The organism is Coleofasciculus sp. (assembly GCF_046565525.1).
In the GTDB taxonomy this organism is placed as follows: Bacteria; Cyanobacteriota; Cyanobacteriia; order Cyanobacteriales; family Coleofasciculaceae; genus Coleofasciculus.
The window spans coordinates 1-23233 of record NZ_JBKHUP010000024.1 but is presented as its reverse complement, the minus strand read 5'-3'; the positions used below and the strand labels follow the sequence as shown (position 1 = coordinate 23233).

At 44.0% G+C, this 23233-nt stretch carries 26 protein-coding genes and 1 pseudogene; 13 read left to right on the top strand and 14 right to left on the bottom strand.

Annotation, left to right across the window (positions count from 1 at the left end; genetic code table 11):
* The first annotated feature begins 4 nt into the window (after nucleotides 1-4).
* From ACLGGO_RS10970 to ACLGGO_RS10940, 7 genes and pseudogenes are all read left to right on the top strand, one after another.
* Nucleotides 5-496, top strand: a complete 492-nt coding sequence (locus tag ACLGGO_RS10970; protein WP_446419336.1) for a hypothetical protein — start codon at nucleotides 5-7, stop codon at nucleotides 494-496.
* 633 nt (nucleotides 497-1129) lie between these two features.
* Nucleotides 1130-2749, top strand: coding sequence for an NB-ARC domain-containing protein (locus ACLGGO_RS10965; RefSeq protein ID WP_446419335.1), 1620 nt, complete (start codon nucleotides 1130-1132; stop codon nucleotides 2747-2749).
* Nucleotides 2750-3102: 353 nt separating this feature from the next.
* Entirely contained in the window at nucleotides 3103-3282 is a 180-nt protein-coding gene (locus tag ACLGGO_RS10960; protein WP_446419334.1) for a hypothetical protein, read from the top strand.
* Nucleotides 3283-3344: 62 nt separating this feature from the next.
* Nucleotides 3345-5195: a protein kinase domain-containing protein gene (locus tag ACLGGO_RS10955; RefSeq protein WP_446335903.1), complete on the top strand. Its 1851-nt coding sequence runs from the start codon at nucleotides 3345-3347 to the stop codon at nucleotides 5193-5195.
* A 120-nt stretch (nucleotides 5196-5315) separates the two neighbouring features.
* Nucleotides 5316-5459, top strand: a pseudogene (locus ACLGGO_RS10950) (DUF6888 family protein); the annotation flags it as partial.
* Nucleotides 5428-5655, top strand: a complete 228-nt coding sequence (locus ACLGGO_RS10945; protein WP_446419333.1) for a DUF6887 family protein — start codon at nucleotides 5428-5430, stop codon at nucleotides 5653-5655. The pseudogene ACLGGO_RS10950 and the gene ACLGGO_RS10945, both read left to right, overlap by 32 nt.
* Nucleotides 5630-6808: a ribonuclease III domain-containing protein gene (locus ACLGGO_RS10940; protein ID WP_446419332.1), complete on the top strand. Its 1179-nt coding sequence runs from the start codon at nucleotides 5630-5632 to the stop codon at nucleotides 6806-6808. The genes ACLGGO_RS10945 and ACLGGO_RS10940 overlap by 26 nt, the downstream gene beginning before the upstream one ends.
* Before the next feature lie 434 nt (nucleotides 6809-7242).
* On the opposite strand, the gene ACLGGO_RS10935 is transcribed toward ACLGGO_RS10940, so the two are convergent.
* Nucleotides 7243-7497 carry a hypothetical protein gene (locus ACLGGO_RS10935; RefSeq protein ID WP_446335904.1) on the bottom strand — a complete coding sequence of 85 codons (255 nt, stop codon included), beginning with the start codon at nucleotides 7495-7497 and terminating at the stop codon, nucleotides 7243-7245.
* A 115-nt stretch (nucleotides 7498-7612) separates the two neighbouring features.
* Here ACLGGO_RS10935 and ACLGGO_RS10930 point away from each other — a divergent pair, with 115 nt between their 5' ends.
* The 3 genes from ACLGGO_RS10930 to ACLGGO_RS10920 all read left to right on the top strand — a co-directional run bounded on the left by ACLGGO_RS10930 (nucleotide 7613) and on the right by ACLGGO_RS10920 (nucleotide 8534).
* The gene (locus ACLGGO_RS10930; protein WP_446335905.1) at nucleotides 7613-7858 is read left to right on the top strand and encodes a helix-turn-helix domain-containing protein; all 246 of its coding nucleotides are present in this window, start codon (nucleotides 7613-7615) and stop codon (nucleotides 7856-7858) included.
* A 95-nt stretch (nucleotides 7859-7953) separates the two neighbouring features.
* Entirely contained in the window at nucleotides 7954-8169 is a 216-nt protein-coding gene (locus ACLGGO_RS10925) for a hypothetical protein (RefSeq protein WP_446358204.1), read from the top strand.
* Nucleotides 8160-8534, top strand: coding sequence for a type II toxin-antitoxin system VapC family toxin (locus tag ACLGGO_RS10920; protein WP_446419331.1), 375 nt, complete (start codon nucleotides 8160-8162; stop codon nucleotides 8532-8534). The genes ACLGGO_RS10925 and ACLGGO_RS10920 overlap by 10 nt, the downstream gene beginning before the upstream one ends.
* A 23-nt stretch (nucleotides 8535-8557) precedes the next feature.
* Here the strand turns inward: ACLGGO_RS10920 and ACLGGO_RS10915 are convergent, their stop codons facing one another.
* The 9 genes from ACLGGO_RS10915 to ACLGGO_RS10875 all read right to left on the bottom strand — a co-directional run bounded on the left by ACLGGO_RS10915 (nucleotide 8558) and on the right by ACLGGO_RS10875 (nucleotide 17576).
* Entirely contained in the window at nucleotides 8558-8950 is a 393-nt protein-coding gene (locus ACLGGO_RS10915) for an ACP S-malonyltransferase (RefSeq protein ID WP_446419330.1), read from the bottom strand.
* Nucleotides 8947-9321, bottom strand: a complete 375-nt coding sequence (locus ACLGGO_RS10910) for a DUF433 domain-containing protein (protein ID WP_446396390.1) — start codon at nucleotides 9319-9321, stop codon at nucleotides 8947-8949. The genes ACLGGO_RS10915 and ACLGGO_RS10910 overlap by 4 nt, the downstream gene beginning before the upstream one ends.
* 193 nt (nucleotides 9322-9514) lie before the next feature.
* Complete coding sequence (locus tag ACLGGO_RS10905; protein WP_446419329.1) at nucleotides 9515-9655, bottom strand: hypothetical protein; 141 nt, start codon at nucleotides 9653-9655, stop codon at nucleotides 9515-9517.
* Nucleotides 9648-9896, bottom strand: coding sequence for an AbrB/MazE/SpoVT family DNA-binding domain-containing protein (locus ACLGGO_RS10900; protein WP_446419328.1), 249 nt, complete (start codon nucleotides 9894-9896; stop codon nucleotides 9648-9650). The genes ACLGGO_RS10905 and ACLGGO_RS10900 overlap by 8 nt, the downstream gene beginning before the upstream one ends.
* A gap of 340 nt (nucleotides 9897-10236) precedes the next feature.
* Nucleotides 10237-14169, bottom strand: coding sequence for an N-acetylmuramoyl-L-alanine amidase (locus tag ACLGGO_RS10895; protein ID WP_446419327.1), 3933 nt, complete (start codon nucleotides 14167-14169; stop codon nucleotides 10237-10239).
* Nucleotides 14170-14190: 21 nt separating this feature from the next.
* The gene (locus ACLGGO_RS10890; RefSeq protein WP_446419326.1) at nucleotides 14191-14379 is read right to left on the bottom strand and encodes a type II toxin-antitoxin system VapB family antitoxin; all 189 of its coding nucleotides are present in this window, start codon (nucleotides 14377-14379) and stop codon (nucleotides 14191-14193) included.
* Between the two features lie 124 nt (nucleotides 14380-14503).
* Complete coding sequence (locus tag ACLGGO_RS10885) at nucleotides 14504-16171, bottom strand: AAA-like domain-containing protein (protein ID WP_446419325.1); 1668 nt, start codon at nucleotides 16169-16171, stop codon at nucleotides 14504-14506.
* A 9-nt stretch (nucleotides 16172-16180) separates the two neighbouring features.
* On the bottom strand, nucleotides 16181-16567 hold the full coding sequence (locus tag ACLGGO_RS10880; RefSeq protein WP_446419324.1) for a CU044_2847 family protein: 387 nt from the start codon (nucleotides 16565-16567) through the stop codon (nucleotides 16181-16183).
* Between the two features lie 466 nt (nucleotides 16568-17033).
* The gene (locus ACLGGO_RS10875) at nucleotides 17034-17576 is read right to left on the bottom strand and encodes a hypothetical protein (RefSeq protein ID WP_446335915.1); all 543 of its coding nucleotides are present in this window, start codon (nucleotides 17574-17576) and stop codon (nucleotides 17034-17036) included.
* A 420-nt stretch (nucleotides 17577-17996) separates the two neighbouring features.
* Here ACLGGO_RS10875 and ACLGGO_RS10870 point away from each other — a divergent pair, with 420 nt between their 5' ends.
* Together ACLGGO_RS10870 and ACLGGO_RS10865 are read left to right on the top strand one after the other, a co-directional pair.
* A complete protein-coding gene (locus tag ACLGGO_RS10870) occupies nucleotides 17997-18218 on the top strand; it encodes a hypothetical protein (RefSeq protein WP_446335908.1) in 222 nt (73 codons plus the stop codon).
* A gap of 446 nt (nucleotides 18219-18664) precedes the next feature.
* On the top strand, nucleotides 18665-19267 hold the full coding sequence (locus ACLGGO_RS10865) for a hypothetical protein (RefSeq protein WP_446419323.1): 603 nt from the start codon (nucleotides 18665-18667) through the stop codon (nucleotides 19265-19267).
* Between the two features lie 80 nt (nucleotides 19268-19347).
* Here the strand turns inward: ACLGGO_RS10865 and ACLGGO_RS10860 are convergent, their stop codons facing one another.
* Nucleotides 19348-20526, bottom strand: coding sequence for a beta-ketoacyl-ACP synthase (locus ACLGGO_RS10860; RefSeq protein ID WP_446419370.1), 1179 nt, complete (start codon nucleotides 20524-20526; stop codon nucleotides 19348-19350).
* Between the two features lie 54 nt (nucleotides 20527-20580).
* Here ACLGGO_RS10860 and ACLGGO_RS10855 point away from each other — a divergent pair, with 54 nt between their 5' ends.
* Nucleotides 20581-20829 (top strand): hypothetical protein, encoded by a 249-nt coding sequence (locus tag ACLGGO_RS10855; RefSeq protein WP_446419322.1) that lies wholly within the window; start codon nucleotides 20581-20583, stop codon nucleotides 20827-20829.
* A gap of 437 nt (nucleotides 20830-21266) precedes the next feature.
* Here the strand turns inward: ACLGGO_RS10855 and ACLGGO_RS10850 are convergent, their stop codons facing one another.
* The 3 genes from ACLGGO_RS10850 to ACLGGO_RS10840 all read right to left on the bottom strand — a co-directional run.
* The gene (locus ACLGGO_RS10850) at nucleotides 21267-22052 is read right to left on the bottom strand and encodes a peptidylprolyl isomerase (protein WP_446419321.1); all 786 of its coding nucleotides are present in this window, start codon (nucleotides 22050-22052) and stop codon (nucleotides 21267-21269) included.
* Nucleotides 22053-22179: 127 nt separating this feature from the next.
* Nucleotides 22180-22746: a photosystem I assembly protein Ycf4 gene (locus ACLGGO_RS10845; RefSeq protein WP_446419320.1), complete on the bottom strand. Its 567-nt coding sequence runs from the start codon at nucleotides 22744-22746 to the stop codon at nucleotides 22180-22182.
* Between the two features lie 292 nt (nucleotides 22747-23038).
* The coding region (locus ACLGGO_RS10840; RefSeq protein ID WP_446419319.1) for a hypothetical protein at nucleotides 23039-23233 on the bottom strand (195 nt) is incomplete at its 5' end.

Here is a 23233-nt window from a genome sequence, read left to right as displayed (position 1 = left end):
GAGCATGAAACGTATTTTTGCCCAACTTGTTGTAGTTACGAGTTTAGCCTTCAGCTTCACGCTGACTAGCATCGTTCCGGCTCAAGCAATTACTGTTAATTTTAGCTGGCAGGGAAATCAGGGATATTCGGCGACTGGAACATTCCATTATGATGAAAAAAAGGCTGCCGATATAATATCAGAAAAAGGAGGGGGTGAAACTAAAGGTTTAGATAAGTTCACGGTTTCTTTTTATGATCCATCAAATCAGAATATAATTGACTACGATAATATTAGCAATGGTGTATTAATGGGGGATTATTTCCAATTTAATCTTAATACGATAAATCAAAAAAATTTCGGTTCAATTGATATTGGCGGTGAATCATCAGGAGATATGTATTTAAAAGGAACAGTTGATACCCGCTTGTCCTTAATTCAGGTGTCTGCGTCAGGAGCTGAGGAAATAGTCGATAGTAATTTTGGCGCGATTGTTGTCCAAAGTCCAGTCAATTGAGGGGAGGGATTTTTTGACCGAAAGTTTTTTGAGACAAAAGTGATACAATTTGACGAAAGCCTTATTTCGTCAAAGTTTGGCTGAAAGCCCATCGAGGTTGGTATTTCATTATTTTGTCCTAGTGCAAGAAGGTAGAAATAACGCCAACAGCTAACATCTCCCCCTGCTCCCCCTGCTCCCCCTGCTCCCTCTGCTCCCTCTGCTCCCCCTGCTTCATCGTATCTACGAAGCTGCTCAAGTATTTCCATGCCCGCCGCACTAGGGGGAAATTTTGCCTACACCTGCCAACCCGCGAAGATGCCAAAGAAACCATCCGCGTCCAAATATCCGGTTTTGTTACAAAAATTCACATTAAATTTGGAGCAACCGTCTAACTCGCTCAAGTGCTGGCACAATCATCCAGTTTAGACCCAGACCTAAAATTGCTACTAGAGAATAGGCTCCCGGTGCGGGGGTGGGGAATTCCGAGATTTTTGTTCAATCATAGTAGGATAACCCGATCAGGGTAGAATGGAAACGAGTTTCTTCACAAGGCGCGATTTATCCCACGTCTACCTGCGAGTAGGGCGTAGGAAACCTATCGCCAAATAAGCTAAAATTGATCTTGACAAATGGCAAAAGTAGGGTAAAAAAGTGCCGACTCTTAAAGCCTCTCAATGGGGACTCGCTCAAATCAAGCAAGCCAGAAATGAAAAGGGGTGGAGTTGGAGTCTTGATGATGACGACACCTGCTTGCTTGAGGCTAGTCGAATACTAGAACCGGATAAACCGTGGCACTCTGGGGGACCTTATGCAAATGGACTCTCCCAAGGTACATGGAAGCGGTTTTTAGCCGGAAGACAACCCATTAGCGCTCATGCCTTTAAAGCATACTGCCACGTTTTAGGACTCAACTGGGAAGAAATTGTCGCTCAAGCAAATACTACACCCTCCCATAGTCGTCAAGATTGGGGAGAAACGATTGACATCTCCATCTTTTACGGTCGCACGGCGGAACTAGAACAGCTAGACCAATGGGTTTTGAAAGAACGCTGTCGCATCGTGGCACTCTTAGGAATGGGGGGAATTGGTAAAACATCCCTAGCGGCGAAGTTAGCCGAGAAGATTCAATCTTCCTTTGAATATGTTATCTGGCGATCGCTACGTCATGCTTCACCCCTTAGTGATCTTCTGGCTGAGGTGATCGACTTTTTATCGGAGGGTAAGGAAGGAGAGTTACCCGAGACAGTCAACGGTCAAATTTCGCGACTGATGGACTTCGGGCAACGCCATCGCTGTTTGTTACTCCTTGATGATGTGGAAACTATCATGAGTAGTGGCAAGTTAGCCGGACATTATCGAGAAGGGTATCAAGACTATGGGGAACTGATTCGGCGCATGGCTGAAGAACGTCATCAAAGTTGTTTGCTGCTAATTAGTCGGGAAAAACCCATAGAAATAGCCTCATTAGCTGGTGAAAAACTTCCCGTTCGAGAACTGAAACTCAAAGGCTTAAGTGCCGAGGATGCCAAACGAATCTTAGAAACCAAAGGATTTTCATCCTTAAAGTCAAGCGCCGATGCCCTGATTCAGCTTTATCGAGGCAATCCGTTAGCCCTGAAAATTATGGGGACAACAATCCAAGAAATATTTGACGGAAATATCTCTGAATTTTTAGAGCAAAGCACATTAATTATAGGCGATATTCTGCCGAATGTTTTTAATCAGCAATTCCAGCGTTTATCTCCGTTAGAACAGGAAATTATTTATTGGTTAGCGCTGGAAAATCAGCCCCTTTCTATCTCAGAATTAAAAGAGGCGATGAAGTTTTCGGTAACATCCTTATCAAAACTCCTTGCCGCTTTGGAATCACTCAAACGCCGATCGCTTTTGGAAAAAGAACCCAATACCGAAGCCAATGAAGTGATTTTCACCATTCAGCCGGCTCTGTTGAAATATGCCACCAATCAATTTATCGAGCAGGTTTGCCAGCAAATTTTAACCGTTTGCCAAACAAAATCCTTAAGTAAACTGGGTCTACTTAGGAGCCATGCTTTAGTCAAAGAACAGGTATCGGATGAACTGAAGACGCTGCAAATTCGCCTAATTCTTACCCGCGTCAGAGATCGATTGTATTTACTAAAAGGTTCAGATAGTCTAGAAGATCAACTCAAAGCGATTCTTTCTATACTAGAAGGAACATCTGACCCAATTGTGGGATATGCACAGCTTAACGTGATCAACCTGCTGGATGCGATTGAAGGCAGATTGTAAGCAAACCCTAGAGGTTTGGCATAAGTGGTGAAGCAAAAAGAGGATGACCTAGGGCAATGATTTTACCGACATTTTCTGAGATGATCTGCCATTTGTTGGATTAGACACAGAACACTCTATAAAAAAAGAGTGTGACCCTACGGAAATTCACTCAAGTCTTCCAACATTTAGGGTAAAAATAATGACATAATACATTAACATTAAAGAAAATATATTAAATGTACAAAGGTTGCCTGTTGATTGTCGTCAACTCACATACAAACAGTCAGTGTTTGGCACAGTTGTACAGACGCGCCATGGCGCGTCTGTTCCCTTCATCGAAGATGTGTTCAGACTGTGGATACATTCAACCAATGAACTTGAGCGATAGGGTATTTCACTCTCAAGGGTGTGGTTCAGTTAAGTGTCGCGATTTCAACAATTGGCAAGGGCGCGTCGCTGGGAACTCAACGACTGTGGACAGGACGCTGGCGACAGCCCTGGTAGAAGCAGTAAGTAAACCTAAATGTCCGGTTATGTCAGGAATTGTATGAGTTTTAAATGGCAGATAGGTGATACTGCTAGGTAGCCAAGATTACTGTTTCAAACCCCTCTCATGATATATCCCAACCTGTTGCTTCAAAACCGTTATCGAGTCCTGCGAACACTCGGTAAAGGCGGGTTTAGTCAAACCTTTGAAGTCGATGATCAGGGAGTTGCCAAAGTCCTGAAAGTGCTGAAACTGGATCGGTTCTATAGCTATGATGCCCAAGAAAAAGCTGTATCCCTCTTCCAACGGGAAGCCACGGTCTTAAGTCGGCTTCAGCATCCGGGTATTCCTAGAGTTGAGTCAGATGGCTATTTTGTCTGGTCACAGGGGACAGACGCCGCCCTGCACTGCTTAGTCATGGAGAAAATTGAGGGGATCACCTTAAAGCAGTGGCGATCAGCTCGAAAAAAACCTACCCTCAGTCAAGACCAGGCGATCGCATGGTTGAAACAACTGGTGGATATTTTGGAACAACTGCACCAACAAGACCTAATCCATCGAGATATCAAGCCCTCTAATATTATCCTGCGACCCAATGGACAACTGGCATTAATCGACTTTGGAGCGGTACGGGAGATCACCGAAACCTACTTACAACGGCAAAAAGAAAATGCCACAGGCACAGTCATTATCTCTAGTGGTTATACACCACCGGAGCAAATGGAGGGCAAAGCGGTGGCGCAGTCCGATTTCTTTGCTCTAGGTCGCACCTTTGTCTACTTATTCACAGGCAAATCCCCCAACGATTTCGAGTCTCATCCCCGTACTGGCAAATTGCAATGGCGAGAGAGTGCGCCGCAGATGACCAAAGAATTAGCGGATTTAGTCGATTATCTCATGGCGACATTTCCCGGTCAGCGACCGCAAACGTCGGCGATGATTCGCCGTTGTATTGAAGAAATTATTGCTCCCCCCCCTTCCTTACCGCCACCGGCATCGATTCCGATCTTGAAGCGATCGCCAATTCAGTCCAAAGCCAAAGGACTGATGTCTCTGATTACTCAGTTATTGCCACTTTCAATTTCACCCAATCCCTGGGAAAAGGTTAAGCTGCGCCGGACTCTTTCTGGACATACGGATGAGATTCGTGCCATTGCCATTAGTCCAGATGGTAAGACGTTAGTCAGTGGCAGTTATGACAAAACGATTAAACTGTGGGCATTACGCCTCGGCAAACCCTTACATAACCTAACTGGACATAGCCACCGCGTAACCTGTGTGGCAATTAGTCCAAATGGTCAGATTTTAGCCAGTGGCAGTTCTGATAAAACCATCAAGCTGTGGTCACTCAGCACCGGAAAACTGATCAATACGTTTATTAATCGTGCTGACCGAGTGCGGGATATTGTATTTAGTCCCAACGGTCAGATCTTAATTAGTAGTGGGGACTGTGAAATTAAACTCTGGGCAGTACGGACAGGCAAACTCCTACGTATTTTAGCCGGAAACTCCAATTCAGTCCGAAATATTGCCTTTAACCCCGATGGTCATAGTTGTGCCGTGGGCAGTTTGAATGGCACCCTAGAATTGTGGAATCCTCACAATGGTAAACCACTACTCACGTTTACCAATCAATCTATGAGCATTACCTGCCTAAAATTTAGCCCAGATGGTCTGATGCTTGCTAGTGGTAGCAGTCGGGCGATAACACTCTGGAATCCCCAAACGGGTAAATTATTACGGACATTTGCTCCTGAGTCACCTGGCGTAGCGGCTTTGGCATTTAGTCCCGATAGTCAAGTTCTCGCTAGTGGAAGTGGTTTGCTTATTGAACTATGGGATGTTCAAAAAGGTCAACGATTAACCAAGCTCTCAGGACATTCCCAACCCGTTCGTTCTCTAGGATTTAGTCCCCATGGAGATCTTCTCGTCAGTGCGGGGAGCGATCGCAAAATTAAACTGTGGCAATCGGTTTGAAAGGGAGGTTCGTAGTCAGGGCTTTAGCCTAGACTTTCTTGGCAGGAGGCGTCAACCCAACCTACAACCTGTTCCACCATTTTAGCTGTGTCAATCCATTAGTACTGCGTTGTTCATGTTTGTTATGCTTTAATCAAGATGTACCAACCTATTTTTCTCGTTCACATCGATGAACGCACAGGCAATCTGTTTATTCTGGCTGGGGAAGATATAGAAATCTTAATTGACCCTGATGGTGAGTTCATTCATGACGATGCAATTTAATTTTCAGACAATGAGCAAAAAGGAATTAAGATCCTATTTGCTGGCTCATCGAGATGACGATAGCGCTTTCTATGCGTATGCAGATAGAGTCTATGACTCGGTAGCAACAGTAGAGGTAGCCATTTTTGAGTGGTCAAAGCCTACTATCAGTTCAATTTATAGTTTGAATTATGGATATAGACATAGAGGCTGTTAAAAATGCAATCAATATTGCTGAATTTAAGCATACGGAGTTGCTGGAAATTGCCATGACGCATCCTTCATATATCTATGAAGACCGCAACTTAAATTCGCAGCAACAAGACAAGCAGGAGTGTGATTACAGAAGACAGGCAATTCTGGGCGATGCAATTCTAAATGCTGTTGTAGTTGATTATTTACATGAAAATGACTCTACTCTAAATCAAGGTAAAATTACTGAATTAAAAAGTTACCTGGTGAGTCGGGAAAAAGCTTGTGAATTTGCACACAAGTTAAACTTAAGGAAGATCTGTAGACTTGGAGGAAGTGAAAAAGATAAAGATATAAGCGACCAAGTCAATCTATTTGGTGAGATGTTCGAGGCATTAGTAGGCGCGATATATCTGAATTTTGAGCGCAACTTTTCTCATGTCCGTGATTGGTTAGTTAATCACTTTATCAAACAGTCTGTGGATGAGCTGAAAGAACTGGGAGCAACCGAAAAAGAATCATCCGAAGATAGTTCACAGACAGCTAGTACCGTAAACGCTGACGAAGCCACTTTATTGCAAAAGAAAGCAGAAGCTGATGCACTAATAGCTAACAATGAGAAATTACAAGAACTTCTTACTTGGGTAAATAAAAAATCTCTTCAAACTGAACCTCATTACCAACCCGTAAAAGTCCGAGCATTTTACCTGGCTCTCATTTGGTTGCTTGGTCTTACATTTGCCCGTAAACTTGACCCTAATTGTTCTCCTAGTAAAGCTCGTCAATTCTTCTCTTGCTTGAATCGTGCCTGTGACGTGGTTCTTGATATTGCCTTTTTCGATAACCCTAAGACTGATCCAGCAAATGTTATCGTTTCTGTATTTGCCCTTGACCTTGAGCCTAAATTGAAGCAAGCCTTGCAACAAATTAAAGCTGAACTGCCTGATCTTGATAAAAATAAAGATGGTTTTGAAGATTGGCGGCAAAATAATGGTCAAGACTGGATTGATAAAATAAGGAATATTTTGGGTCACGATTTACAGTTGGACGACGAGCAAAGGAATTTACTAAAGCAATATTATAATGCCAATAGATGTCTGTTGGAGGAGCTGAATAGCAATTCTAATGTAACTCCCACAGTCAGAGAGGAAATTGAGAATAAGCTGTTCGGCATTTAAACCTTAATGTCAAAAACGGCAAAGCCGTTGTAATGCGAGCATCTTGCTCGCTACCCATTCCCAATTTAAATGCGTAGCAGGTTGAGGAATTCAGTTAAGGTAATGGTTTGATCTCGTGTGGTTGTCATCGTTGTGCGATCGCCTCTTTCCCAATCAACTATATCAGGACACGATAGTATCGTATCCCTACCCAATCAATTATCCCTGAGCTGTGGTAGGGGTACGGCATTGCCGTGCCCTATTATAGCCGTCTGTCAATTATAGGGGTGGGCGCGAGCTATTTAATTTTGGTATCTACCGATAACTTCTCTACAAAACCCGCCCTTGATCAAAAAAGACAAATGACCTGAAATCGCCAAGCGATCGCGTCTTCCGCTTACCCTCCCCAAAGCGCGTGAAGTGAAGCGATCGCGCCAGGGAATCACACCTACGATTCAATCCACCATGATCTGTCGCCTCAAAAGACTCATCATTTCTCCCGAAGCACCATAAGGAATCGGTGGACTCCATTCCCTCACCTCCGCAAACCGTAAGCGATGCAGCGTTTTGATAATGCAGTTGATCCCTTTATGGGAACCGATAACCATCACCTTAATAAATTCTTTCCCGGAAACTGGATCTGTAGAAGCCTGAATAGAAACCTCAGCAGAGGGCAATTGATTGTCATTCGGCACAAAGTACGCTTGCATTTGAGTTCACCTAGTTGAATTTAGTGTGGTCTCAATAGACTACATTAAATCTAGCAAAATGTGGTCGCATAAGACAACATTTACTTGCTCACCATCCTCTGACACGATTAGAGGCATGGGAAAAGCGGGACAAGCTCTCAGGCAAACATTAGACACATACGGCATCAGTCAAAACAAGCTAGCCGTAACCTTGGGAGTTGATCGTTCGATGATTTTCAAGTGGTATCACGAGAAAAGAGATCCCACGGCTGAAACCGTGGTGCAGATTGCTGAGGCACTTCATAGCCTCAATCCTGATGCAGCAGCAGAATTTATCCGATTGTACGTGGGTGATTTCCTCAAGAGTGATCAGGAAGGTTGAAGGGAAGCGACTCCTGCACCTCCACACGCCTACCATCAGCGATTCGCTTTGGAGCTACGATAGAAAAGTTAGATGTTGTTATGAAGTGGACTTTTATGCTCAGTTTTAAGAAAAAAATTGTGACTGATGAAGCGATGCGTCCTGTTGCGGTGTTGATTGATTATCAGGATTGGCAGAGAATTGAGCAATTATTAGAGGCTTATCAATTACAACAAAAACAAGAATTTAATTTAAACCAGTATGCAGGTGTGATTCAATTAACTCAAGACCCTTTGGAGTATCAGCAGCAAATGAGGGATGAGTGGCATTGACGCAGAATTTAATTTTACTGGATACGAATGTAGTTCTGTACTTCTTAGGGGGGCGTTTAACTAACCCGTTACCGTCAGGACAATATTTTGTGTCAGTGATTACTGAAATTGAATTGTTATCCTATCCCAGTCTCAGTTCAGATGAAGAAGTACAGATTCGGGATTTCTTAGCCAAGCTTACAGTGGTGGAACTTGAGAGTAATATCAAAGATTTAGCAATTACATTTCGGAAACAATACAGACTGAGGCTTCCTGATGCAATAATTGCTGCAACTGCACAAGTTTTAAATGCAACATTGTTTACTAATGATGTAAGATTAACTAATTTGACAGAAATTAACACTCAGTCAGTGCAGATTTTGTAATTGAGAGCGATCGCACAACAACACTATGGCATGAAGATCCGTCCCACTCCTATGCTATTTTCAGGATACATGATGATTTCAGCAAGACGGGCAGCACATCGCTCTCGGTATTCTCGATTACTCAGCCGACCAACAGTGCCAATCGTTACAACAGGTAATGATGTGGGTGTATTTTCTTCTCGAATTGTTTGTTCTAACGAATCCTTGCCTATCATTCTCCGATTAGCGGTTAAAAGGATCATTTGATTCAGTTGGGCATATCGCCAAACAACGCGGTCATTGCTATCAGTTGCTAATCCCGCTTCTTCCATAAACAAAAAGCGTATAGACAACAAATCTAGCCATCCTTCACTGGCTAAGGTTCCTTGTAATAGAACAACGTAACCCTCTAAATTATGGTCAACTAAAATGATCATGGAGTTAACCCAAGCTTTGCTTTCCAGGCTTGGAGTTTTCTATAAATCTCTTCTTGTCCGGGTTTTGGGGGTAAAGTGGCAATTCGTGCCAACCGCTGACGATTCTTTTCTGCCCAATAGTCCTGAATTTCTTGGGCTGTTTGTAAAACCGTTTGATACTCAGCGTCTACTTCACTACGATGGGTTTCAATATAGGATAATGCAGCATTAGCTTGTTCTTGGGTTAAGGGTAGCCAGTCTTGAATTAGCTGAGGAGACCATCCTGACGTGAGATAATCCATGACATCGTAGAGAGTAATCCGGGTTCCTGCGATCGTCAATCCCCGTTCTGTACGGATGATAGCTGATTGTTTATTGGATGATTGAGTCATACCTATACCTTCTTTCTAGATTCATGTAGAGATGCGCCATGGCACATCTATCAATTATCGGAGCGGGCGCGAGCTGTTTAATTTTGGGATTGACCGATAACCTCTCAACAAAACTCGTCATTTATCCCATGGCACATTTATAAATTCTAGGGGCGGGTTTAGCCGTTTAATTTTGGGATTTACCGATAATCTCTTAACAAAACCCGCCCTTGATCAAACTCAGATTAATGCTGCTGATAACAGTTTCGGTTAAAATGGCTGCTACTTGTTCAGCACCTGGTTCATTATTTAACAGCGTCAAAAGTGCTGAAGCATCCAACACATAACTACTCATGCTGACTTTCCTGACGCCGTTCCCGAATTAGTTCATCGACAAGGGAGCGATCTAGTGGAGTAAAACTCCGCACCCAGGCTTGTGCTTGCTGGATAGCTTGAGCAAAAGTGAAAATTCTGATTTCTCCATCTACAAGGCGCACAATCACGTCATCTCCCACCTCCAATCCCAGTTGATTGAAATACTCGGCTGGAATTGCAACTCTGCCACCTTCAGAAATCTTTGTTTTGACTTGTAGCATCTGACGTTTTTAGCGTAAGTTTACATATAATTTTACCCTGATGATATGGCTCTTTACTTTACCTGGGAAACTTAATATTTGCGATTGTTTGGATGATCCGTTTTGAGTATTGAATATTGATGTCCCGCCAACCTCGAACTATTCAACCTGGATACTGTTACAAAATCACGCCAAATACCTGGCTCACCATCCTCTGACACGATTAGAGACATGGGAAAAGCGGGACAAGCTCTCAGGCAAACATTAGACACATACGGCATACGAATGTAGTTTTGTACTTACCGATAACCTTTCAACAAAAGCTACCCTTTATCATTATAATACAATATGCTCGCCTAAGTTAAAAACTATTCTTGTGTAAATACAGCAGAATCCCCTTAGCTATAGCGTCAGCCATTTGATTCTGATACTGTGGATTGATCAGTCGTGTAAAATCTTCTTGATTATCGATAAAACCTGTTTCTATGAGAATTGCAGGCATAGAATTTTGACGCAGTATGTATAAATGAGAGCCATCTTTAATTCCTCTGTCAAAGACACCACCAATATTTTGGAGCATAGTATTGTGAACGACTTGAGCGAGAAGTTCATTGTCACCGAAATAGTATGTTTCTAAGCCTTTCGCTGTTCCATTAAACGCATTGGCATGAATACTGATAAATAAGGTGGCATTAGCTTGTTTTGCTTGATTGATTCTGTACTGATAGCTATCGCTAACGCTACTTACATCAACATGATTGTCACGATTCCGTGTTAGCACGACGAACACACCCTTGTGCTTCAAAATCGCTGCTACTTTTTGGCTAATAGACAGGCTTACATCGTCTTCTCTTAGTCCACCAATCCCTATTGTACCTGTATCTGGTGAAAGACCATGAGCCGGATCAATTACTACTACCACTCCCTCCGGGGAAACTTGGACTGGACGAGATACTTCTGAAGGTAGATCACATATTTCTAAAGCTTTTTGCTCAATTTGTGAAACAGTAACAGGTTGGTTGACATTTACATTCGTTTCATAAGACTGATAACCCCGCAACCATTCACAGCCTCGATCTAATAATTCTTTCGGATTTTCAACTTTCCTAATTTGGGCAATATTATCAGATGAAGTGGTGAGAACATACTTTCCATTTGGACTAAAAGTAGCACTATTTACATCGCGCCAAATAGCTATTTCGTGTCCAGATTTATTCCATACTCTGGCGGTATTATCTAGGGATGTAGTCAGAATTTTATTATCCTTGCTAAAATTAGCCGTATTTACAATACCCCGATGTCCTTCTAGGGTAGCGATTTCCTTTCCTGATGAGTTCCACACTTTAGCCGTCTTATCATTAAAAGCCATGACAATGTGCTGACCATCATTGCTAAAAATAGCCCTATTTACAATTCCATACTCCCCTTCAAGTTGAGCTATTTTTTGTCTCGATAAGTCCCATACCGTAGCTTTATTATTATCATCTGATTGATGAGAATCTTCAAATGTAACAGTAAGTATATGTTTTCCATCCAGACTAAAAAAACTTTGATTTCCTGGAAAAGTAAGCGGTTCTGACCATAGGATGACTATGCCGTCAGATGAAGTCGTGATTATCTCCCGATTATTGGAGGCAAATCTAGCATTATTGACTATCTCTTTATGTCGCAAAATAGCAATTTCTTTACCTGATAAATTCCAAACTCTAGCCGTCTTATCATAAGATGTCGTGACAATCCGCTGCCCATCCTTACTAAAATTCGCGCTCTTAATAGTATCCTGATGTCCTTTGAGAATAGATATTTGCTTTCCTGATATGTCCCATATTTTTGCCGTATTATCTGAAACTGTAACAATATGTTGTCCATCCGGGCTAAAACTAACATGACTAACACTATTTTCATCTATAGGAAACTGTATTGTTTCTTCGGGAATGTTCCATAGATTTGCCGTATTACCTGAAACTGTAGCAATCTGTTGTCCATCCGGGCTAAAACTAACATGACTAACACTATTTTCATGCTCCAGCCTAGCTATTTTTTGTCCGGATAGTTTCCAAACTTCAACAATTCCGTTGATCCTATCACTTTCTTTCTTTTGAGTTGGTTTACTATTGGCGTTTGGGTTTTGTGGCGGATTGGCAATGGCGATAATATATTGTCCATCCGGGCTAAAACTAATATGACTAACACTATTTTCATGCTCTAGCCTAGCTATTTTTTGTCCGGATAGGTTCCAAACTTCAACAATTCCGTTGATCCTATCACTTTCTTCCTTTTGAGTTGGTTCACTATTGGCGTTTGGGTTTTGTGGCGGATTGGCAATAACGATAATATATTGTCCATCGGGGCTAAGAGTAGCGCCACTGAAACGGTCTGGATAGTCTAGGTTATCAATCTCCTCTCCTAAAAAATTCCATACTTTGATTTGGTCATCTGTAGCTGTAATAAGGCGTTGATCATTGGAGCTAAAACTGACACTAGTGACAATTCCTTGATGCCTGAGAGGAGTCATCTTTTGTCTTGAGATATCCCATAATTCAGCAATTTTATCAACAGCATTGGTTACAATATACTCTCCATCCGGACTAAAACTGATGCTAGTCAAACCCTTCTGATTGCTCCGTAGCACTTTGGGTTGCCACATTGGGTCAAGGATAGTCTGCAAAGCGAGAATGGGGCTGCTAACTGGTAGTCTACGTTGCGGATAATAGTCCTTTTTTAGGACTTGTAATTTATTGACTTTGATGATGGCTTCCATCAATGTTTCTACTGGTTTTGTTTCCAGTTCAACTTGCCGCAAAATTTTCATTCCTTTCCTTTCTAGAAGTGTGCTATCTTCAGTTAGCTGTAATTGTTTTTCATTCCATTTAACCACTAGGATTGATGCTACTGTTCCTATAATTATGATCAATCCTAGGAACCACATACTGATGAAAAGGCGTTGACTCGCCTTATGATTCGCGTCTTCCAAAACCTGTTTTGCCTTTTCCTCCGCCTCCAGTCTTTTCTGCACATCTCGCTTATCTAACTCTTGACTCGCTGCTAGAAACTGATAATCCACAGTACTTAAACTTTTCCCTGCAACCCAAGCTTGAGCATCCTGCAACGCCTTTCCTCGCAATAGCCTCGACTCATCCCGACAGTCAGATGCTAACCAAAGCTTGAGTAATTTTCCATAAGGGCGTAATTGTGCTAACGCCTGCTCAAGCCAAGCTTGGTTAAAAACGGCGGCATAAATTGGGTTATATACTTTGAGTTTACCCTCTTGCTCCACTACCAACCCACTCAGCCGCAATTCCATGTGATCAAAACTCTTATCGGTATTGAGTTCTCCCTGATGCAAGATTTGCTGATATAGTCCCAACAAACATCCTACACGCTGTTCATTTCGCAGTAGGCGATCGCGGATTGTCCTCAGATGTTCTGGTTCATCCTGAGATTCCCAGTTTTCGATAACATAGGTTCTCACTAATCCCTCAATCAACCCCAGATTTAAACATTGAGACGAATCGCTACAAGCATTAAGCACCAACTGACATAATTTTTGGGTTAGAAATGGTTGTCCCCCTGTCCACCACAGTATCTCTTCCATTACCCCTTGGGGATTCTCCACTCTTCCCACTAATCCCTGGCTCAAAGGCTGAACCTCAGATAAACGAAAACCTTCTAACTGTATCGCCTGACCAATATTAAATGGGGTACGATTCTTATCCTGAATCAAATCTGAAGGCGTCGCTACTCCCAACAATGCAAACGTCAGGCGCTGGTATTCTGGTTTTTCTGCTCGTTCATTACAACAGGCTCGAATCAGAGCAAAAAAGTCATCTTTAAACTTTAATCGGAGAATACTATCAATTTCATCAATAAAAATAACAATTGAGTCAGAAATCTGTGTTAGCAGCACTTGGTCAATAAATTCTGCTAAACGCTGTAAGGGTGACAACCCCTCCCGTTCATTCCACCAGGGGATTACCTTAACCTTGAGTCCCAAACTCTGTTTCAGGCGACGAACTACCCCCAAATACCACTCAGATGGAGTTGCCTTGTGACTGCCAATCGAGGTAATATCAATTACACCACAGGCAATACCCTCAGCCTGCAACCGCCGCATCGTTCGTACCCGCAAGCTGGATTTACCCATCTGTCGGGAATTGAGAACATAGCAGAACTCGCCTGCTTTTAAGCCCTGATAAAAATCATGGTCAGCTTGGCGCACCACATAAGTGGGATCATTCTGTTTGAGACTCCCGCCGACTTGATAGCTGTAGTCTTTTTGGGATGCGGTACTCATCCTCAAATCCCCCGAACTGGATTATTTAACTTTAACAAGTATAGCTCTAATGAACTGAATTTGCCCTGCCAGATCAAGCAAATTTTTCTTGCGGCGAGAGCGTACTAGCTCTTGCAAAGCAAGGTTCAGTAACTCTTCTTGGGTAGTGAGCTTTGTTAATTTCAAAGCTTCGTTGAGCAGGGCTTCATCAAGGTTAAGAGTGACTTGCATAGGTTGCAGATAGGTTACAGTTTCGTAGGGTGCGTTAGCGTAGCGTAACGCACCGTCTTTTATTCTATTCCCAAATTGGTGCGTTAAGGCGCTAAATTATTTCATCCTCACGGTTGATACTCAATCAGCGCCTAACGCACCCTACGTTGATGATGAAACGCTTGATTTCCCTCCAAGAGCGCAATAAGGCAAAAAAGTCATCGGCAATTGCTCGATGGGGAAATACTCGATCAACTTCATCTAACCCCAAGACTAAAGGCTGATCAATTTCTGCTAATAAACATTCCTCAAAATAGGCTGTACATTTATCCTTACTTCCATACCCAATCCAATACTCATCCAACTGGTTTAACCGCTTTAACCGTCGCCCCACTTGTTCACAAAACCAGCGTAAAAATTGATCTAGATTGCCTAAAAGCTGACTATCTGCCCGTTGTAAACTCAAGGGAATGGCATGATACCCTTGTTCCTTAGCATGATGCAGAATTCGTGCCATTAATGAGGTTTTTCCCATCTGTCGGGGGGCTTTAATCCGAATCAAGCTACCCGGTTGTAAAATTTCTTGATAACAATCAGTTTCAATTGGCAAACGCTCCACATATAACCCAGATTTGAGTGAAACCGCCCCTCCCGGTTCCCGTTGTAATTCCGGTTCTGCTACAGGTAACGGGGGAAAATCGGGACTGGCTATTGCAGGCGCAGCGGTTTCTGGAGTCTCCGCCAAGGGAGTTACCCAAGGTTCTCCCCCCTCCTCCTGGGATATCAGCGCCAACAGTTCCTGCACAATCGCCGATGTATCGTCAGGAGAATGCCATTCCCGTTGCTGAATCCGCTGTAAATACCCCCGCAAGTCATAATTTAACGGGGAATCCATGGGAAAGTTGACCCGAATCGGCAGAATCACGGGTTTCTTTTCTTCCCGTCTATCCCGCAATTCCCTCGCCCGTCGCACTTCCTCGGTTACCATTTCACTGGTTGCCGATTGGGAGGATAATAAGAGGAGGAAATAATCACATTGTTCTAATTCCTGGTCAATCCGTTCCGCCCAATTTTCCCCTAAACGAATACTGGCTCCCGCCATAAACGGTTTATGTCCAGCGGCTTTCAAGGCTTCATAGAATTGCTGTGCCACACTTAAATCGGGATCACGGCTGCGGTAGCTGATAAAGACTTTGGCAGTTTTGGGAGAAGGGGAAGCGGGGGGATGAGAAGGTGTTGGGGTTAATAACTCCTGGAGCGTTGACCATTTTTCGCTTATAGTAGTCAGTGGCAACGCCAGCGCCCCTTGACTATGGTCAAACGCGGCAATTAATCCAATCACCGCCTGAGTTTGGGCATCAAAGACAGGGGAACCACTATAGCCTCCCTGCACCCGTTGAGCATCTGCCATTACCCGCAGCCGTAGCATGGGTAAATTACCAAAATTGGCTTGGGGATTGATATCAGTAATCGCCCCATCAATCGAAGCGCCTTCTGGAAAATCCGGACGCCCATAGCCGATACTTAAGAAGCGGTGCATGGGTGCAACGGAGAGGGACAAAGGAACGCCTTCTCCCTGATACCCAGTTATCTGCAAGACCGCAAAATCATCCTGCTGACTATTTCCCAGATACATCAAGGATACCGATTTCCCCTGCACTCGTATCTGTTCCCACCCGCCAGCCGCTTCCACCACATGGGCGCAGGTCAGTAAATACCCGTGAGACGAGACAAAAAACCCCGTCCCTCGGATAATACCATCCTCAGCCGCCGCGATCGCAACCGTTGCCCGTTTTACCTGTTCCCAACTCATCAGGCTTGATTACCGTTTTTCTTGATCCATCTTCCAACTCACTTTAACCTTAAGCGTTGCGCTTCCCGACGATTCCACCAGATAAACATTCCCTGTGGCGGTAAAATTAATCCCAAATTCCACTTCAGCATCCGTGGCTTGGGTTTCTTGGTGTAATTGTTGAAAGGCTTTCGTCAACGGGCGACAACCGCGTACAATTAAAGCTTGGATAACATTAAAGCTGCGATCGAGTTTCTTAATTGGCGGTTCTCCAGCCGTTGCTACCTGACCCACAGCGGATTCTGGCACCTCCACCGCTACCAGAATTGTACCGCCATCGTCTGTATCGAGTTCCAAAAGTTGCTGCGCCATATTTAATCCCTTAGTATTGCTTTTCGCTAGTCTATTATTAGCCATTAATTATTGGTCATTCATCAAAAAAGACAAATGACCTGAGGCAGTGTGTGATGAGATGTCAACCCGCCGAGAGTACTTAAGCTATCGCTGTTCGACTGGTAGGAATCCCCCTGCGTTCACGCCGGGGAGGATATCAAAATCCGAATCAGCTTTTTCAGCAATGTTAGTGGGACGCGATTTTTTAGCTTGTAGACGCGGAACGGCTTCTCGCCGTGTACTTTCATTCAGAGCGTAACGCTCTATTGTCACTCTGGGAAAAGAACCATCAAAGCTGATTGCTGGAAGCCTTTGCTGTTAAGCATTTGGGCGATCAGAAACTAATAGAAACTCATGTCTTAGGGGCAAATTGTCAAACTCTCTCAGTGTCAGGGTTTCAGCCTTCGCTCTTCCGAAAGTGACACAAGAGCATTAAGTTAGCCAACATGGGTTGGCAAAAGATAACCTGCGTCATAACCCTAAAACCCATCTAAGCAAGTTTGTATTTAATCGTTTGTTGGTCCAGGTATTGACGTACTCCCTCGCTCATCTGTAGCAAGTTGGGTTCAACTTTTTTGCTCAAGAAATCCTCAACCACTGATGCAACCTTGTTTTTTAGTAACGGTGGGACTCCTTGAATCCGCTTGGGATCAATCCTTATTTCGCCACGACTCTCAATCAACGTCTGACCACGATCATTCAAAAAGCGATTCTTGCCAGCGCAGTGGACGGCTTCGGTAAAGGCGTGAGTCTTGATACTCCATGCCAGAGTATAATCTGACTCATTCCAGGTGTTATATTCTGTCCACTTCAGCATATCTTTGCTCAGCAGTGTTCTAACAGGGGCTGGAATCTCGCCACCACCGTGCCACTCATTGACGGTGTGAATACATGCATTTTCTTGATAACGAGACCTCACCTCAATGTTCCGAACATTAGTCATATAGGGAATTAACTCCATTAATCTGTCACGGTAGGTGGCAAAGACAATGGAACGAGAAAAGGGGATCTGGATATCGGTAGAGATAATCATGGATAGCTCTGCTGGTTGATTCTTCATAGATTGTAAGATTAAGAGCCTAGATTTAACCTCTCCTCTAGGACTTATTTCCATTTGTCAGTTCAAAACTATCCTTTGGGTAATCGCGCAACTAACTTGGGGATGAAACTCGATAGGATTTAACCAAGGGTTGAGATTCAACTTGGCTACCATTAATCTTATTATTAAGCTTTCATGAGGTCTTCATGAAGCTTTCATGAAGCTTGTGTGAAACCCTAGATAACTCTTGACACTCCCACCCAAAAATTTGTAGTCGTTGAGAAGGGATGGTTGATTGTTCCTCGCATCAGAACCCAGTCGCCAGTCAAAACGAGAGTGGAGAGACAGGCATAAGTCTTATCAGCCACAGGAACGAAAACCATCGCTCAATCGTATCTACCCTGGTGAGTTATTATGCTTTTGGTTTTATTGATAACCTTAACAATCACCTTCGCAGCAATTTGTGTGGTTGTTAACACAACAGAAGAAATCGTCCAGCTAGCCGCAGTGTTTACCGCCATGATTTGCCTGTTTGTTAGCCTCGTTCTTGCCCCTGTGTGGCTCAAGGTGTTAATTGTGCTAGCGCCAATGGTGATAAAGAAGCTGGCAATCGCTGGTATTAGCGTCACACACTGATAAGTCTCATGCCTTATGGATAAGCCTGTTGGCAGGGACGCTCGTTTCCTTTAATGGGATACTCCGGAAGAAATACCCGCCGCTATTACTCTTAAACAGGCAGAAGATAGAATAGTATTCTTCTAATATCTCATATATATTCTATAAAATTTTAACCTCTATTAAATCCAATATATATTTTCAATACTAAAAAATAGTTAATAGTTCCATAAAAAATAAAACTAGATTGAATTACATTAATTTCAAAATTTAAGCATAAATTTGAGTAAAAATAAAGTTACCACATGGCGCAAACATGATGTTAGAATTGTGCCATCCTCCTTTCATGCTTTAGCCTAAAGATTAAAACTCGTTTCCTTAAACTGGCTTTGGTGATTTTCGGCTAGGGACTTGGGAATAATAAACTCAAGCGGGTTTTTAATCCATTTATTTTAATAGTTTGACAGATGCAATTTAAGAAATTAGCGCTGATCTTCATGACAGTTACCTTACTCGTAGGCTGTGTACTGAGTCTACTATCCGTGCGTTCAGAAAACACAAATGCCAAGCGTTCGGCAAAAATCGCCAATAAAACCTCACCCCCCGTCATCCCACCGCCTCTGGAAACGGCGCTTGAGGAGTTGCGTGTGATCAAAATCAAAATTGAAGGTGATATTCATCCCAAAGAATATGGCGAAGATATACATGATCTGACACCCATTGTCGAAAATGCCTACGGGGACGCTGAGATTCTAGCTACTGTTAAATCAGCGTTAGCCGGACATCAATTAGCGGTTCAATTCTGGGAGTGCGATCGCGTTTTTGGGTATGATGAACTCTTCCAATGCCGAGATCAAGTCCTCCAAGCCGTCTTCCAAAAATATCCCGACATCGCTGCCCAAGCGAAGGCAGCCGTTGCCAGCGAAAATCTAACTTACATGAGCGCTGGACTGGATGAAAATTCTGTGTTAGAGGCAATTTGGGAAAAGACGGGTACGGATACGGAAACGGCACTGCAAATGAGTAATCCAACTTCCTTGACCGCAGAAAATCAACGCCAAAATGAATAATTCTCCTCAGCACGGGTTAATGTGAACGGTGAGGATCGTCTATCATTTATCATTTGTAAGGGTTTGAGGCTCATGAAGCGCTACTTTCCCAAAGCCACAATTGCATTTTGACCCCCAAAACCGAAACTCCAACACAATACCTGGCGAACCTTGTGCCGACGTGCTTGGGTTACCAAATCTAAATCAAACTCTGGTTTGCCCAATCCCACACAAGGTGGTAATATCTGATCTTTAAGTGCCATCAAACAAAACGCGGTACCCATCGCGCCAGAAGCACCTAAGGTATGACCCGTGGCTCCCTTGGTTGAACTTACTGCCACTCCATGGGGAAACAAATAGTCGATTAACTGGGCTTCATTTTCGTCGTTTAGCCGAGTCCCTGTACCATGAGCGTGAATATAGTCAATTTCAGTTGGGGAAAGATGACTTCGGTCTAAACATTGCTGGATTGCGCCTATCGCACTCTTGCTGCTTGACTTTGGCGTAGTAACATGGTATGCATCACAACTAAATCCAACACCTAATATTTGCCCATAAATTGGCACACCACGACTTAACGCCAATTCTGCTGACTCCAAAACCAAAACCGCCCCGCCTTCTGCCAACACTAAACCGTCCCGTCGTTGGTCAAAGGGGTAAGCCCCTGTTTTTGCCAAAGCCCCCATTTTGTCAAATCCTGCCAACGTTAACCGGGTAATCGGGGCTTCCACCGCACCCGCAACAACCTGTTGACATTGACCCATTTGGATGAGTTCAAACCCCCGTGCGATCGCCCAAATTCCCGTTGCACAAGCTGCCATTGGTGCGAGAACAGGTGCCCTAGAGCCTATTTGACGAGCCGTTGCGATCGCGGCTTGGTGTGGCAATGTCTCTAACCAAGTCTCTCCCTTGAACCAAGGGGAATGGGGACGAGAAAATAGCTTCCCTACCCCGCCACTTCCCGGCTCTGCTGCGGCTCTTGCCAACTCTTCCCAAGACGCCTGACAGCCACGACTCGATCCAATCACCACACCACAATTCGGCATCGGTGTCTGAAGATCGGCATCGGCGAGAGCATCGGCTACGATGAACTGAGTCAACGTTGTTAAGGAACTTGGTACGCGATCAATTAGCGCTAAGGGTCGAACGGGTAATTCTGGAAAGGGTTGATAGGGAAGAATCCCCGACTCACCATTAAGCAGTCGTCGCCAACTCTGTTCTAAACCACCTAATGCTGAGATTAGACCAATACCTGTAATAACAACCGAATGTAAACCCAAATTTTGACCGGAATTAGTGGGTCTCAAGCCCCGTCCTGGAAGGACGGCTTTTTTATGTCCTTTATCCAATCTCGAACCACCTCTGAAATCATCCTATCCGTCTGCAATGCATATTGCTTAAGTGTCTCAAACTCTCTATTTGAAAGCCTTACCCTTAGTATCTTTTCCCTTGGCATTGTGGTATTTATTGTGCTACAGTATAAGGGTAGTCTAGCACAGGCAAAAATTCGTGAGTATTGCCAATCGAGTAATCGATACTTATCACGTAAAGTGATGCTAGTACGTGAGGCGCGAGTAACCTAGAGAAAAAAACCCATGGACTCAAACGAGTGCCGATACCGCCAAAAGTGCAGCAATGCTTAGTCACAAGACTAGAACAATGTACTGTAGGGCATACAGAAACATGGGTAAAGAGAGGAACGGTTGATAAGACACTCTCGGTAAGTACCTGAACGCTTAGGGAGACAATCCCTCTGGGGTTATCTAAGTTAGGCTCAATACTTGGTAGTTTTCTACGGGTATTTGGTTTAAGTATTGCTGCAAGGATAGATAGCTGTAAGGTGTGTCGCGGAACTAAGAATCCCCGTACTTATAGGACGGGGAGTGTCAACCTTCACTTCCTGCGGTGACTGAACCGACGTTCTAGAAGGGCGGGCGCGAGTTAAGTTATTGGTTTTCTCCAAAACGTTATCCGTAAAACCCGCCCCTACACCTGGGCTTCCCTTGCCCAGCCTGGTGTACTAAGGAGATTCTTTTGTCTCAGACTCAGGTCGTTTCAGGTTTTCCAGCCCTTGGGTGACTTCAGCTGACTCGATGCGATCGCCAACTTGGATAGTCTCTACAACATCCATGCCATTTTTAACATAGCCGAACACCGCATAATTTCCATCCAAAAAAGGCAGATCCGCCAGCGCGATATAAAACTGGGACGACGCTGAGTCTGGCATCGATGAACGTGCCATCGCCACAGCACCACGAGTATGACGTAACTGCGGATCAACAGAAATCATGCCTGCTTGCTCAAACGTTTTGCTATAGATGGGATCTTGAGCATCCTTTGGCTTGATTTCTAAAGGAATGTAACGAGGCTGCTCAGTTTTCGGGTCGATAAAACTCCCGGTTCCCAGACGCTCTACCGGAACATTGGGGTCTTTCCCTTGGGGATCACCTCCCTGAACCACAAAGGGTTGAGGTTCACGCACCACTCGATGAAACACTAAGTCATCATAAAAACCCCGATCTACCAAATCGACAAAATTCCCTGCTGTAATCGGGGCATTTGTGCCATCAACCTCAATGGTAATCGGAGAATCTTTAACAGTTAAAACGACGGTTGCTTTTCCCTCTAATTTGGGTAAGTTGTTAATTTGAGGATTAGTGACCTGAGCTACCGCCGTCCCATTTGTTGTTGCTGTTGAGGAATCCGTCCTGTTTTGGGATGCCTCATTTGACGTACTACAAGCTCCAACACTTACGGCAATAATCATTACCACCACGAGGAGCCAGCGCCGGACGATTACTTGCATATTTATTAACCCTACCTTCTTGTAGCTTGCGCTACTTAATCATTTTGACGCATCAGACGCTTACCTTGCCGCCGAAAGTCAGCTTCTGATGTCTCAAGCTAACTCATATATCTTTGATAGATAAAGCTTACAGTCCTTCTAGGGGGACAGCGAGGAAACGAGCGAGTTCTGCACCTTGGTTTTCCAGTTCCGATAGGGGCAAAGGCTGTCCCACACGAGTGAGTGGAACATCCCGGCGATCTTTTACGCGCAGGTAGAGAGTGCGGCTGGGATTAAGCCCTTCTCTGATCTCAACTTTGATTGATTGCACATCCTCAAGGCGGCAGCTAAACTCTACCTGGCGGTTTTTGCCAGGAAAGCCCCAGCGAAAAACTTTAACCATCCCGGTTTCCTTGTTGAACTCATTGTATCCGCCGCCAACATCCCACAAGATCACTAGCCATAGGTAGAGTCCCAAGAGCAAACCGGCAATACCATAGAAGCTCATGGCAATCCCTTGAGGGATAAACTGTAAACCTCTGGTATCACCTACAGGCAGGAGATCGAGCTGAAAATAACTGGAAAGTCCGGCTAAAAGAAATCCTGTACCGCCGAGCGAGGCAACCACCGCCCACCAGTAGTTGCTCAACCGCCGAGAACCTAAAACAGATTGACGCAGTACAAGGTTCTCTTGTTGGGTTGGGGTGACTGTCATAACATTATCCTGTTGCTTCACTCTCTTCACTCTCAGAATGGGCGTAAATACGCTTCGCCTATTACTATGCCATTTTTAGTGACTCCTGTGCTGAGCGATGGCAATTCTGAGTCAGATGTATCAATTTGTAAATTTTTGTCCCGCTACTATTATGGTATGGAAACATTGAATCCCCGATTATCCCTAGCGAAAATAGAGGAATCGTGTAAAAATATGGTAGTTTAAGAAAAATTAAGTCCACGCCAGTTCAATGGCGAGCTGGTAAAGCTAGGGTGCTTGGCACACCCTGTATTCAGGCAAAGTTAGTCATGCCGACTGACTTTCTCACAAATTCCCAGTCTATCGCTGTGGAACTGTCAAGCGAAAAATCCTTGTAAACCCTTAATGTAAGAGGATTTGAAACGATGACTATAGCTGTCGGACGCGCTCCCAGCCAAAGAGGATGGTTTGACTCACTCGATGACTGGCTCAAGCGCGATCGCTTTGT